Here is a 13,413-nt window from a genome sequence, read left to right as displayed (position 1 = left end):
GCTAAGTTTTAAGGCATTAAGCTTGGTTGAAATTCTTCCCAACGTTTGCAAACTTGTTCGTAGCAATCGGGTGGAGTAATTTTTAGCTGGTGTAAGAAATTGACCTCAATTTGAGGATCAGCCTTTAGCACCAGAAGAATATCTTGATGGGGATTGTATGTTGCAACTGCTGAGAGGATGGATGAAATCATTGATGAGCTAATTGATTGCGAGATTGTCCCACAACCCTGACGCGATCGCAAATAAAACCCAATCAGATCACAAGGAAGAAATTGGAGGGTGAAGGGAACCGTATCGAGACTTGTAATTGAAGGATGAGTAACTTGAGTATCAACATCACAAATTACAACCCCCCGCCCAAATGACTGAAATCCTTTCCATGCTGTGTAACCTATTACCAGCAGATTAGTGTGAATAAAGCTGTTTTGCCAGTAGCCAAAATTTCCTTGCCAGACACTCTTTTCCGGTCGCATTTGCTTCCTCCTATAGAACAACTTATGTTTAATTTTGCCCACTTATTTAGTGGTGGAATCTTTGCCAAAATACCCGTTTTCAAAGGTTCAGGTTGTTCTGAGCAAGACAGCAAACCATTAGACTTGGTGTAATATTGACTTGCACATTCCAGTACAGCAGATGCACAGCCATCAACGGGTAAATCGCCAAACAGATAGGTTGATTTCCCTTCTGCTGTAAACGCAATAACACAAGAATTGTTACAAGCACTCATGCATTTTGCTCTGGCTCTAAGTTGACTATCCCCTTACAGCGTGAGCTATTTACATGAAAATAGTTGTATTAGCAACAATTAACTAAGCTGATGCGCGTCTAAAGTATATAAACACTCTTGATGGTCGTTACTGTTGACGGTTAACAGTCATCAGTCATCAGGTAAATGTACAAATTAAATGCGTAACAGCTTAGTAGTACCAATACTTATGCCTAGAAAAACTAGCACAATTGATAGCTACACTTAGAGGTGCAATTTATGCCATAAATTAACTGTCTATCGTCTCGTAGCAAGCCATAATTTGTAGCGAATCTCTGGCTCTTTAAAGAAGTGAGACTGACTAATAGTAGAAATATTTATACTTTTGTTCATCTGTACCTCGCAGACGTGTAGAACTTATAAGTCAACTTCGGCGGGCATTCTGACTCTGAGACATAAGTCTCATCACAGCTGCGGGACAGCGCCGGATTTACACCGGACTTTCCCCGTTTCCTCTAGTGGCTGACCTCTACTAGAACCGAGTGAATTTTTTAAGTATATCACCGTTCAATAGTTCAGACAGTTTTTTCATGGCTCTATATAAATACATCTGTGGGTGTCATTGACTCACTAGGTAATTGCAGTAACCACGATGATGGTAAATGTCTTTGGTTTGGGCGTTCCCGAAGCATTCCGTTACGCAGATAAAACGATAATGTTATAGTAGTATAGGAAATATGGTAGAATGTACCTTACTTGATGCCATTTGAATACTCAAATGTGTGAATAATATAACTGGAGAGGTGTCCGAGCGGTTCATGGTGACGCACTCGAAATGCGTTTTGGGGAAACCCAACGGGGGTTCGAATCCCCCCCTCTCCGTTTAAAAGGTTTCTAAAGAACTGGACAAAACGATAATGTTTGGCTTCATAGCTGGCAGGTATGATTATTTGCAAGTATACGAGATTATACTTCAGTATTTACTTAGCCAAATATTACCCAAACTACACTAAAATATACACCGTTAGTATAGATTTTTGGGATAAACTAATGCCATTGTGTGAGGAGTGAACGATGGCAAATCGCAGCATGGCGAGAGTGCTCTCATTTAGTTTTATCAGCATCTGTTTATATCTGGGTATTAGTATAGGAGTCGTTATCCGGCTTGGGCAATCACAGCGATTAAACGCTGCGACTACACCCACTGAGCCTGTGCAATTTCCATTAGATATCCCTGAACTTACGCCATCAACAACAGAAGAACAAACCTTTCCAGATACTATTACTATCAAAGCCGTTGGAGATATTATTCCCGGCACTAATTTTCCTAACCATAGATTACCTCGGTTTCGAGATCAATTATTACCAAAGTCAGTGAGAACTCACTTGCAAGGATCTGATATCCTGTTTGGTAACTTTGAAAGTAGCTTAACTAATTATCCCTACACTGCCAAAGATATTAGTCGAGGACAAGTCTTTGCCTTTCGTTCCCCACCTGCATATGCCCAGCTATTTGCTGAAGCTGGTTTTAATGTGTTTAATATGGCGAATAACCATGCAATGGACTTCGGCCCGGTAGGGTTCAAAGATACAAAGAAAAATCTTGAGGCTGTAGGCATTGCAACATTAGGTCATAAAAATCAAATTCTCTATTTAGAAGCTAACAATATCCCCGTGGCCATGGTCGGGTTTTCTCCTTATGAAATGTATAATTCCATTCATAATTTAGGAGCAGCCCAAGCACTCATAACAGAAGCTAAAAATAAGGCCAACATTGTAGTAGTATCGATGCACGCTGGAGCCGAAGGAACGGAGGCACTACATGTTAAGAATCAGACAGAATTTTTTTATGGAGAAAACCGAGGTAATTCGATCAAGTTTGCTCGAAACATGATTGATGCGGGAGCAGATTTAGTACTAGGACATGGGCCTCATGTTCCGAGAGCGATGGAAATCTACAAAGGAAAAATCATCGCCTATTCTTTAGGAAACTTTTTGGGATATCGAACTTTATCTACAAATGCCCAGACGGGTGACTCTATGATTCTAGAAGTCAAACTTAACTCTGCGGGAGATTTGGTATCAAGTAAAATTATCCCTGTGCGGATGGATCGGCAGGGAATCCCTCAAATTGATCAGCGTTTTCAGACTGTGAAACTTATGCGTTATTTGAATAATCAAGCTTTTCCCAAAAATCCGTTGAAGATTAATAAGAAAGGGGAAGTTATTGTACAGAAGCTTAAATAATTTAGCCAAAGATGAAACAAGAAAAAGATGCTCTTATATTGGCAAGAGGCGTTCAATTGTAGATTGTAAATTTTGGATTTTATATTGAAGAAAAATCTAAAATTGACTAATTGACTAATTATTATCATCTTCTAGCTTTTCCTGAAATTTCTGCTCATTCAGGGGTTGACTCTCAGTCGGAGAATTTTGCTTTTCCAGTGTTGGTACTACTACAGCAGAAGGATCTGACTGTTTAGATTCTGTCGGTGGTACTGCTGGTATAACCACAGAATTTGACGGAATCACCGGTTGAGGGGAAGCAGAATTCTGATTAGAAGTGGGTAAGTTCTTTGGTGGCAATGGTGTGGGGGAAGCGTTACGAGATGAACGGATAGCCCGTAGTTTTTCGACTAGCGAGGGTGTGGGGGAAACGCTAGGTGAAGGTGTGGATTGTTCAGAATCGCCGCGTTGTGATTCTTGTGTAGGGCTGCTGGGAGTTTCTTGTGGAGAAGAACGACGATTACGCCGACGCTGCTTGGAATTAGAAACAGGTGCTGGTTCGGTTCTTGAGGTGGTGTTAGTCTCTTCACCATTCTCTAGGCTAGGTACTTTCGCGGCTGGTTCTTGAGTTGGCTGTTCAAAAAGCGGCTTTGCGGTTGGCTGCGGCTGAGATTTAGGTAAGATGCTAGTGATGCCAAAACCTGCTGTAGCAGCAATCAGGGCTACACCTAAACTTATAAATATTTTAGATGACCCCAGTTTTTTTGTTAGTACATTTTCCTTGGTGATGCCTGGGTTGGGCTGCGCCAACGCAGATGGTTTATGAATGCGATTTTGGGCAGTTTTCCCAATTAAAGTTGCTGCCTGTTGGGCAGATAAATTGACAGTTGGCACTGCATAAGTGGGTAAGGCTTGCGGTATCATATTCGCCCCATTTCCAGGTAGCAGTTGTAACCATTCAGCAACTGTCGCTGGTCGAAAACGAGACTCTACCGCCATACCGCGCATTACGGCCTGATTGACAGAAGCACTCAAGTGTGGTTGTAGTTCGCGGGGGGAAGGCATTTGCTCGCGATCGCGCAATAATGCTGGCATAGGAACTTGGGCTGTTAACAGTGCATACAAGGTTGCGGCTAAACCATAAACATCCGTGGCGGGTGTGCGCGGCGCTTGCGTCAAGTACTGCTCAATTGGAGAATAGCCCTCAGAAACCAGGCCAGTGTGAGTCTGCCTCACGCCGCCATTAAATTCTCTAGCAATGCCAAAATCAATCAGCACTACTTCCTGGGTTCCTTTACGAAGGATAATATTATCTGGCTTGATATCTCGATGTAACAAACCATTGTTATGTACTACCTGCAAGGCTGACCCAATTTGCCGGATGTAATGAATTGCTGTGGCTTCAGGTAAAGGTATCCCTGGTAATACAAATGCGTCTCCCAAGGTTTCGCCAGGAATGTATTCCATCACCATGTAAGGCAGTCCAGCTTCCACAAAAAAGTCACTGACTCGAACTATATTTGGGTGGATACATGTAGCTAATCGTCTGGCTTCATCTTGGAATTGGCGTTCGAATTTCGCAAAATCAGGATGTTGTCGCAGCCGTTCATTGATGGTTTTCATCACTACCTCCTGACCTAAGTAGTGATGCGTAGCTTTAAACGTAATGCCAAAGCCACCCCGCCCTATTTCTTGAATTAGGGTATATTTTCCATCCTGCAAAATTGTGCCTGCTAACATAAAGAGTCCTGATTTCTGAGTCCTGAGTGAGCAGATAAATAGCGAGTTTTGAATCTTGGGGAATTTCCAAAAAATTTTCCCATATTTTTGGGCAGGGTTTTCGCTTGTCTATCTTACGGAATGATTTAGTTGTTGGAATTCCCTAAGCGGGAAAACCTTCCCCTGATCGCAATAGTTTTATCTTTTTCATAGGATAACGCGAGAGACAAGAAATCCTAAAGGAGCAAACAGGCTCAAGCTGTCTCCCACGTCCGTGATATCAGTGAGGAAGTACGACTTTACATGCTAGTTGCTACAATCCCAAAGAGCTACCTAACCTATATTACCTAAAATTTTTAACATATTATTTAGGCTTCCTATATGATTATTACTGTTGATAGCAAATAATAATCTAGACAACAGCTAGCAATGAATTCAGACACCATAACAAACGCCAAACTGCAAAACTGGGAGAATTTTTGTAGTCATATTGGAGACTGGCATGGAACTTGGAACGTTTACAATTTGGAGGGCGAATTAATTCGCTCTCATCAATGTGTCAGAAGCTTTCATTTAAGCAGTGATGGAAGTGAAATGAATCATCATAATTATTCTACTTATGCTGATGGAACAAACAAATTAGAAACCTATGGCCCACATAAAAAACCTCACATAAGATCGCTTCATTTGAGCGATAGTTTTTCATGGGGTTCTCAAGAAGTAAAATCTGGCTCAGTGTTCTTTTTTGAGACTGGTTTTAAGCATCAAGATAGGCGTAGGAGTGCAGTTGCCAGATACAACGAAAATGGTACTTTAGATATTTTGATAATTTCTGAAAGCTTGGGAGGAAAAGCCGATGAACCTCTTCTACCTCCTGCAAATCAATTAAGTGGTTGGCAAGGAATAATTACCAAAATGTCACCTGAGTGTATAGTGTCACCCACAGTTTCAACTTCATGGATACAACTAGAAGATTTAAATAAGAATTATCTCAGCTTGCGGTTGAAAGATGGCGTATCAATCACTATCCCAAAATATATAGAGAGTGAAACAGAGTTTTTTCTGGTGACAGAATGGCTGGTAAATTCTACTTTATTGCTGCGAGGTGTTCGCCATTTCGACATATCTGGGTTTACAAGCTTTACCTTAGAAGTATTCAATCGCTGATGGCAAACATAGAAAAAATTCTCTTAAAACCGCTGCCCGATGCCTAGATGCACCTTGCTTTCTCCCTGGTCATTAATACCATAGTCAGCCCGGATTAAGCCTAGTGGTGAATTTAATCGCACTCCAGCCCCATAACCAAAACCATACCCTGGTTTATCTCGCACACCCGCTGGATCTCCCAATACAGTATCACCAGAACCTAAGTCTGAGGCAAAGTCGGCAAATAATACACCCCCTATTATTGGTAAGACGGGAAAACGATATTCTGCGGAAGCTAACACATAACTGCGACCACTCCCTACATCTCCAGAATCGTAACCGCGTACTGAGTTGGTACCACCCAAGTTAAAGCTTTCGTAGGGTGGTAAATTACCAATAACAGTACCAGCTTGCAGATTCACCGCAAATACTTGCGGCTGTTTAGTGTTAAATAACTGCACTGGCAAATATTGGCTGTAATTGGCTTTGAGGCGATTTAGGGAAATATTACCTTGACCGATGGGGACAGATTGTTCTGTACTCAAACTCAAAACGGAACCTTGAGTTGGATTGGTGGCGTTATCTCGTTGGTCTTTGGTGGCGGTGAAGGATACGGTAGTTAGGTCATCAACGCCAGTTCCACTCGCAGATAGGGGATTGCCTTGAGCATCTGTTGAGGTAATATTACCTTGGCGATCGCGAATACTAGTTTGGGTATAGTTTAATCCTAAGGAGGTGTTCCAATCGTCAATTGGTCGCTGTAAGCTGAAACTTCCGCCAATTTGACCTTCCCGCACTTTGTCGCCGTTAGCTAGCGTAATCTTGTCATCAAAAGTTTCCGAAAGTTCCCGATTACGAAAACCATTGACAGTGTACCCCAAGCGATCGGGGTTAGTTGTCCGATAGGGACTGATAAATTTGCTATTAAACTGCAAGTCTCGGCTACTTACAGCAAGATTCACACCTAAAGTATCATTAATACCACCGACATTCTGATCTTGATAGCTAATTGTACCTGTTAATCCCTGATCAGCATTGTAACTACCACCTAAGTTAACACCTCGCGCCCCAGTTTCTTTGAGTTGGTAGACTAAATCTAGTTTGGTCGCATCTCCTTCTAAGGCAACATTCACAGTCTCAAATAAACCAGTCCGATATAGCTGTTGTATGTCTTGTTTGACGACATTTTCTTGGAATATTTGTCCAGGTTTTAGCTTGAGTTGCTGTTGGAGGAAATCTGGTTTGGTGCGTCCTCCCACGGGATTTCCCTTGCTATCAATGGTTTTACCCTCGTCGTTGACAAAGCGAAACTTGATATCACTCACCAAGCCTTCAGCGACATTCACAGTGAGAATACCTTGAGAATTGGGTTTAATTGATAACACCCGTGCTAAGTTATAACCATTGTCGGCGTACCACTTATTAATTTGTGCTACTGCTTGCTGAAGTCCAGCAGGACTGATAATGGTTCCAATCTGAGATTGCAAACGTTGTTGAGCTACTGGGTAGGTGAGGACTTTAGCGCCAGATAATTGCAGCGATCGCACAATCACCGGTTGCACTTGATAAACTACATTCAATCCAGCCTGTGTGCTAAAGCTATTTACACTGACATTGCTAAATAAACCTGTATCCAAAATTGCAGCTACATCTTTTTGTAGCTGGCTTTGACTGGTTTCTCCACCCGCCTGAGTTTTAATGACTTTGCGAATGATATCCTGCAATTCTTGATTGGCTCCCACTACCTGTACATCTGTAGCTGTGACTACTAAATTGCTTTCAGTATTAGGGGTTTTGAGAGATGAGGGAGCAGGGGAGGCGGGGGAAATCGGGAGGGTGACTTGGGAAATTAACTCTTTTGCTGACTTTAAGACTACTGTGGAATTTTTGTTTGCACCTGTTTGCACGGCGACGGGATTTTGGGAAAATTGTTGTGCAACTATAGTTTCTGGAGAAGCAATTGTCTCTACCCGTGCGGGAGTGTCTTCAATTATCGGCACTACCAAGTTACCAGCTTTTGCAGTTGGAGTAACGATTTTAGCAGGTGCAGCAGTTGCTTGCTGAGTAACATTGGCAGCAGCTAAAGTAGCTAAAGTAAAAATAGCAGTAGCAGAAACTCGCATAATATTTAACCTAATTAACTGGGAGTTAGTTGTAGTGAGGCTGGCGAATAGGGATAATACTAACTTCCAGCTTCTTCGCCAATTTCCCTATTTATACCTCTTACCCCAACAGACAGTTAATTTTGATATTTTGTTTCTTATGAGTAATGTATCTCGATCATCTCTAGGTTCTAACTTCCAAGCTGCAACTTCTCCTTTGCGGTTACTTGTATTAAGTAATGGTCATGGGGAAGATATGATTGCAGTTCGGATTTTGCAAGAACTCCAACGACAATTAAACCCACCAGAGATATTTGCTTTACCTCTGGTGGGTGAAGGACGTGCTTACCAAGAGTTGGATATCCCCCTCATTGGTTCAGTCCGCACTATGCCTTCTGGCGGCTTTATTTATATGGATAACCGCCAATTAGTGCGCGATGTCCGCGGTGGTTTATTGCAACTTACCCTCAGCCAGATTAAAGCTGTCCGCCGTTGGGTGAGTTCTCAAAAAAAATTAGGTAATAAAAGAGCGATTTTAGCTGTGGGAGATATTGTCCCGCTGTTGTTTGCAACTTTCAGTGGTGCTAATTATGCTTTTGTTGGTACGGCGAAATCTGAATATTATGTGCGGGATGAAGCTGGATTATTACCACGGAAATCTAAAAACGCGCGTTGGGAAAACTTTTCCGGTTCAGTTTACCATCCTTGGGAACGTTGGTTAATGAGTCGTCGCCGTTGTAAGGCGGTGTTTCCTAGAGATGCGCTGACGACGGAAACCTTAAAACAATGGCCAATTCCAGCTTTTAATTTGGGTAATCCCATGATGGATGGTCTAGAACCGACCTTTTCACGCCAACAATTTTATAGTCAGGATAGTCAACAGCAAGAGATAGTTCGGCCTTTCATGGTGACTCTTCTTCCTGGTTCCCGTCCACCGGAGGCATACAGCAACTGGGAAACAATTATGATTGCCGTATCTGCGTTGTTGGCAAGTTTCCAAGAGCGAGATTCGGTGTTTTACACTTCTGGCACAGTGGTGTTTTTAGGTGCGATCGCTCCAGGTTTAGACTCTAATATTTTATCCCAAAGCGTCCAATCCCAAGGCTGGCGCATTGAATCAGCATGTCCTATCCAAATTGCCGATCAAAATATCTTGACATTTAAACAAAGGAATGCTTATCTACTGCTGACACAACAAGCCTATAATGATTGCTTGCATTTGGGAGATATAGCGATCGCAATGGCAGGTACAGCCACAGAACAGTTTATTGGTTTAGGAAAACCTGCGATCGCAATTTCCGGTAATGGGCCCCAATATAATCCTGCCTTTGCAGAAGCTCAAAGTCGCCTTTTAGGTTCATCTTTGATTTTAGTCGAGCAGCCAGCAGAAGTTGCGAAGGTTGTACAGTCCCTATTCAAAGATCCTGATATTTTGCAAATTATCGCCGAAAATGGTGTGCGACGCATGGGAAAATCGGGAGCAGCACGACGGATTGCTGATTGCTTGCAGGAACGGTTGGGTTGAAGGGGTATTGGGCATTAAGCTTTGGGGATGGTTATTCCCCTTGTCCCCTTGTCCCCTTGTCTCCCCCATCTCCCCAGTTCCTTAAGCCACCAACCCAGAACGTAAAGCTCTTACAGCAGCTTGGGTACGGTCATCAGCACATAATTTATTTAGAATATTACGAACATGGGTCTTTACAGTACCAACTGTAATGTAGAGTTTCTCGGCAATTTGCCCATTGCTACACCCAGCTACAATCAATTCTAAGATTTCCAATTCCCGTTGAGTTAGGGGGTATGTTTCCAATACTTGCTCATATTCTGACGCTAGCGCCTCGATTTTTACAGTCTTCGGTTTGTCAGAATTTTGGCTTTCTCCAGGTATACCTTGCCGCATTTTCCGCAATACCACGTTGGCAATTGCCGGATCAATCCAAGAATTACCGCCGTGAGTTGCTTGAATTGCCTCAGTTAATTTACTGATACTTGTTTCTTTCATGTAATAAGAATCAGCACCCGCCGCGAAAGCTGCAAGTACAGCATCCTCTGTGTGATCCATTGTCAAGATGAGAATCTTGGTTCCCGTCTGTCCAGTTTCAGCTTGGTGGCGTTTGAATTTACGGGTGAGTTCAATGCCATCCATATCAGGCAAACCGATGTCTACAACAGCTACATCTGGTTTTGCCGTTTCCAATAGTTTTAGTCCTTGGGTAGCATTTGCCGCTTCGCCAATTACTTTCAAGGCGCTGTGGGATTGTAATGCCGCTCTTAGCCCCATTCGCGTTAAGTCATGATCTTCAATTAAAATAATGCTAATTTCATTCATCGCTACACTCGCTCTTATGCTGTTTGCATCTTTCAAAGTATTACCTTTTGTAAGCACTATCTCTATATTTTCCCAAACCAAAGATAGATGATATTTCAACCTCTCTGCATCCACCGATAGAAATAATAAATATCCTACTTTTTTATATTTAGATAGAGGACATATCTAGCTGGAGATATATGGATACTTGCATAAAAAGTATGAAATATTGAGACGAATGCCAAATTACTTCTCCCTTGCTCAAAATTCAGCTTTCATCTGCCATGTTCCATTAGTTAATTGCTATTTTCTTGTATAAAGCTTTCAAAAAAGCTTACAAAAATGGACAAATTACAAAAAGTCAAAGTTGCCTTACGAAAAAGTAAACGATGGTTTCGAGCGATTTTTAACCAAACCTTTGGATTCATCGAATTGATGGAGCCAATAGACATACTCATGGAAGAAAATCGGACGGCCTTAAAATTTGGTGGAATCGCCAGTAACGAGGTAATTCGTCGTTCTTTGTGGGAAGCTTGCTGGTCTGACTTTTCACGGTATTTGGCAAATTTCTCCCCTTCAAGGAGAAAAGCTGGGAATTTTCCCTTAATCCTTGTAGGGTTAAGAGTTTTGGGTCTGGCGTTGGTTTTTCCAGATAACGTGAAAAGTCAGGCTCGATGGTCGACAATTTCAAAAGGAATTCAAGCACAACTAAGAACTGTAATCACTCGTGTGTCCAGATGGTGGGTAACTTACGGCTTACAAGTTCAACCCTTCAGCAATCAAAGTGGACAACTAATCTTCTTAACACCAAAAGGATTGGAAGAAATTGGTATTCTTCCTCAAATTTACGAGAAGGTTTTGGTAATTTTCCAAACAGTGCGAGACTGCGATCGCCCTGAAAATGCTAACACAAGTCTGGCGATCGTTACGAAAATTGTCGAAATTTCAGGAGGTAGGATTACTTCAAATTCACAAATCGGTATAGGTAGTACTTTCTTGTTTACCTGATCTAAGCAATCTGATGAGTAAAACCGCTCAAGCTTATGGTACACGATAATGGTATGCAACTCTCACCAATGGCTGACGACGGTCGCTAGCTCACTCATTTACAATTGTTTTAAGCTTAGTAAAGTATTTTATTTTACTTTATATCAGCTATGTTTGCTGTCTTCAGAGCAATAGTTTTCGGTTTGTTAATTGCTTATTGATTTAGAATCATTGGTCAATTGCTAGAAGTTCAATTGCAATACTCTGGTTAATTTACCAGATTTAGGATACAACAGACTGAATTTAATCCAATAAAAGGCCTAAAAGAGTTATTAACATACTAGTAGTGGAGGACAACGAAGTTGATGTGATGAATGTCAAGCAGGCATTCAATAAAGTTAATACTATGAATCTGGTTCACCTTGCAAAAAATGGGCTAGAGGCACTAATAACGTTGCACAGCAATCACGGACAGCATCCCGAAGTTACCACTAAGCAACACCTGGTTTTGCTAAATTTGACTATGCCAAAGATGGGTGGCATCGTATTCCCACAAGAATTACGTTCTGACCCGCAATAGAGAGTAACTTCTGGAGTTATAATAACGGTCTCAAATCAAGATCAACAGCGAGTGAAAGCTGAAAACTTAAATTTAGCTAAATATATTCTAAAGCCTTTAACCTTCCCTAAGTTTGTAGAGATTAGGGCAACGCTCAACAAGTATTAGATATTGTGCGAAATGTCTTAGTCAATCAAGTTACAGATTTTAGATGTCCGAAAATCTTATATTCTTTATTTAGTTGGATAATCTGAAAAGAGAAATGATATACATCAACCTATGTTTGGCGGCAAAAATAAAAACCGATGGAAGAGACGCTGAAAATTTTGGTTGTAGACGATGAGGAAGTAGACCGGATGGCAGTCCGTCATGCCCTGACTAAAGCAGGTGTTCAGATGGAACTGTCTGAAGTAGGCGATGGCCATGATGCGTTTTCTGCCTTATCCACTACTGCCTATGATTGTGTTTTCCTCGACTATCGCTTACCAGACCAAGACGGGCTAACCTTGATTCAACAGTTACGTTCTTCGGAAATTAAAGTACCTTTAGTAGTCCTAACTGGTCAAGGAGATGAACAAATTGCTTTGCAATTATTGAAAGCTGGTGCTACAGACTATCTATCTAAGTCTAGGATATCTCCAGAGACGTTGGCACAGGTATTGCGAAGTGCAATTCGGATTTATCGGGCTGAAACGCAGGCAGCTTTAGTAAAAGAGCAGCTCCGAGAAAGTCATGAACAACTCATTCATAAGAACCAAGAATTGGAGAGACAACAGCAACAGATTCAAATGCAAAACTTCAAGCTATCGGAGGCATCACTACTAAAATCACATTTTTTGGCAACTATGTCTCACGAACTCAGAACGCCGATGAACGCGATTATTGGTTTTTCGCAGATACTGCTGCGTCCTAAGTTCGGTCAATTAACTCACCAGCAAGCAGATATGATTGAGCGCATCTTGAATAATGGAAAGCATTTGCTGATGCTGCTGAATGAAGTGCTTGACTTTTCCAAGCTGGAGGCGGGACGATTAGACTTAAAGGCGGAAATATTTGATGTATCAAAGGTAATCAATCTCGCTGTAAGTGAAATGCGTTCCCTAGCTGATGCCAAAAATCTCTCATTGTTAGTGGAAATCGATTTGCAAAATAGTTTGGTATTTAATGATCCTGTTCGTGTCAAACAAATTTTAATTAACCTGCTCTCCAATGCCATTAAGTTCACAGAGTTTGGCGAGATTTGGGTTGAGGTTAAGGAACTACCTGCAAATCGAGTGGCAATTATTGTTCGGGATACAGGTATTGGCATAGCACCCAGAGATTTTAAACGTATTTTTGAAGCATTTCGGCAAGTCGATCAAACTATTACTCGCAAATATCCAGGTACAGGTTTGGGTTTGGCAATTATAGATTCGCTAGTGCGAATGATGGGCGGGAAAATTTTTCTTGAGAGCAAATTGGGCATCGGTTCTATGTTTAAAATTGAATTGCCCCGTCAAATAACATTACCGAACATAACAGATGATGCTCCAGCTTTGCACTTAGATGGTGACGGGATTTTTTGCTCTGCGAAAAATCCACATCATTTATCTTCCCAAGCTAGACAAGCACCAATAGGATATCCTAAATTTAAACTATAAATTACTTCCAAAAAAACGAT

At 41.6% G+C, this 13,413-nt stretch carries 10 protein-coding genes, 1 tRNA gene, 1 pseudogene and 1 riboswitch; of the genes and pseudogenes, 7 read left to right on the top strand and 5 right to left on the bottom strand.

The window, feature by feature from the left end; all coding sequences use genetic code 11:
* Positions 1 to 8: 8 nt before the first annotated feature.
* Both H6G92_RS21505 and H6G92_RS21500 read right to left on the bottom strand, forming a co-directional pair.
* A complete protein-coding gene (locus H6G92_RS21505) occupies positions 9 to 473 on the bottom strand; it encodes a hypothetical protein (protein WP_190895632.1) in 465 nt (154 codons plus the stop codon).
* A 17-nt stretch (positions 474 to 490) separates the two neighbouring features.
* A pseudogene (locus tag H6G92_RS21500) lies at positions 491 to 733 on the bottom strand (DUF1636 domain-containing protein); the annotation flags it as partial.
* Between the two features lie 387 nt (positions 734 to 1,120).
* A riboswitch (cobalamin riboswitch) is annotated at positions 1,121 to 1,264 on the bottom strand.
* Positions 1,265 to 1,503: 239 nt separating this feature from the next.
* On the opposite strand from H6G92_RS21500, the gene H6G92_RS21495 reads away from it, so the two are divergent.
* Both H6G92_RS21495 and H6G92_RS21490 read left to right on the top strand, forming a co-directional pair.
* Positions 1,504 to 1,588: transfer RNA gene (locus tag H6G92_RS21495), tRNA-Ser, on the top strand.
* 192 nt (positions 1,589 to 1,780) lie between these two features.
* Positions 1,781 to 2,953, top strand: a complete 1,173-nt coding sequence (locus H6G92_RS21490) for a CapA family protein (protein WP_190895630.1) — start codon at positions 1,781 to 1,783, stop codon at positions 2,951 to 2,953.
* A 114-nt stretch (positions 2,954 to 3,067) separates the two neighbouring features.
* On the opposite strand, the gene H6G92_RS21485 is transcribed toward H6G92_RS21490, so the two are convergent.
* The gene (locus H6G92_RS21485; RefSeq protein ID WP_190895629.1) at positions 3,068 to 4,672 is read right to left on the bottom strand and encodes a serine/threonine protein kinase; all 1,605 of its coding nucleotides are present in this window, start codon (positions 4,670 to 4,672) and stop codon (positions 3,068 to 3,070) included.
* Positions 4,673 to 5,080: 408 nt separating this feature from the next.
* Here H6G92_RS21485 and H6G92_RS21480 point away from each other — a divergent pair, with 408 nt between their 5' ends.
* On the top strand, positions 5,081 to 5,818 hold the full coding sequence (locus H6G92_RS21480; RefSeq protein WP_190895628.1) for a DUF3598 family protein: 738 nt from the start codon (positions 5,081 to 5,083) through the stop codon (positions 5,816 to 5,818).
* A gap of 23 nt (positions 5,819 to 5,841) precedes the next feature.
* Here H6G92_RS21480 and H6G92_RS21475 read toward each other — a convergent pair whose 3' ends face one another.
* The gene (locus H6G92_RS21475) at positions 5,842 to 7,920 is read right to left on the bottom strand and encodes a BamA/OMP85 family outer membrane protein (protein ID WP_190895627.1); all 2,079 of its coding nucleotides are present in this window, start codon (positions 7,918 to 7,920) and stop codon (positions 5,842 to 5,844) included.
* Positions 7,921 to 8,059: 139 nt separating this feature from the next.
* On the opposite strand from H6G92_RS21475, the gene H6G92_RS21470 reads away from it, so the two are divergent.
* Positions 8,060 to 9,424 carry a lipid-A-disaccharide synthase-related protein gene (locus H6G92_RS21470; protein ID WP_190895626.1) on the top strand — a complete coding sequence of 455 codons (1,365 nt, stop codon included), beginning with the start codon at positions 8,060 to 8,062 and terminating at the stop codon, positions 9,422 to 9,424.
* An 81-nt stretch (positions 9,425 to 9,505) separates the two neighbouring features.
* Here H6G92_RS21470 and H6G92_RS21465 read toward each other — a convergent pair whose 3' ends face one another.
* Positions 9,506 to 10,228, bottom strand: coding sequence for a response regulator transcription factor (locus H6G92_RS21465; protein ID WP_190895625.1), 723 nt, complete (start codon positions 10,226 to 10,228; stop codon positions 9,506 to 9,508).
* 321 nt (positions 10,229 to 10,549) lie between these two features.
* Between H6G92_RS21465 and H6G92_RS21460 the strand changes: the two genes are divergently transcribed.
* The 3 genes from H6G92_RS21460 (at position 10,550) to H6G92_RS21450 (ending at position 13,393) form a co-directional block, all read left to right on the top strand.
* On the top strand, positions 10,550 to 11,215 hold the full coding sequence (locus tag H6G92_RS21460) for a hypothetical protein (protein ID WP_190895624.1): 666 nt from the start codon (positions 10,550 to 10,552) through the stop codon (positions 11,213 to 11,215).
* A 325-nt stretch (positions 11,216 to 11,540) separates the two neighbouring features.
* Positions 11,541 to 11,774 (top strand): hypothetical protein, encoded by a 234-nt coding sequence (locus H6G92_RS41170; RefSeq protein WP_390625427.1) that lies wholly within the window; start codon positions 11,541 to 11,543, stop codon positions 11,772 to 11,774.
* Between the two features lie 284 nt (positions 11,775 to 12,058).
* Positions 12,059 to 13,393: an ATP-binding response regulator gene (locus H6G92_RS21450; RefSeq protein ID WP_190895623.1), complete on the top strand. Its 1,335-nt coding sequence runs from the start codon at positions 12,059 to 12,061 to the stop codon at positions 13,391 to 13,393.
* Positions 13,394 to 13,413: the final 20 nt, after the last annotated feature.

The sequence above is a fragment of the Nostoc foliaceum FACHB-393 genome (assembly GCF_014698505.1).
In the GTDB taxonomy this organism is placed as follows: Bacteria; Cyanobacteriota; Cyanobacteriia; order Cyanobacteriales; family Nostocaceae; genus Nostoc; species Nostoc foliaceum_A.
The sequence above is the reverse complement of the archived record's forward strand: the minus strand, read 5'-3'. Positions and strand labels throughout refer to the sequence as shown.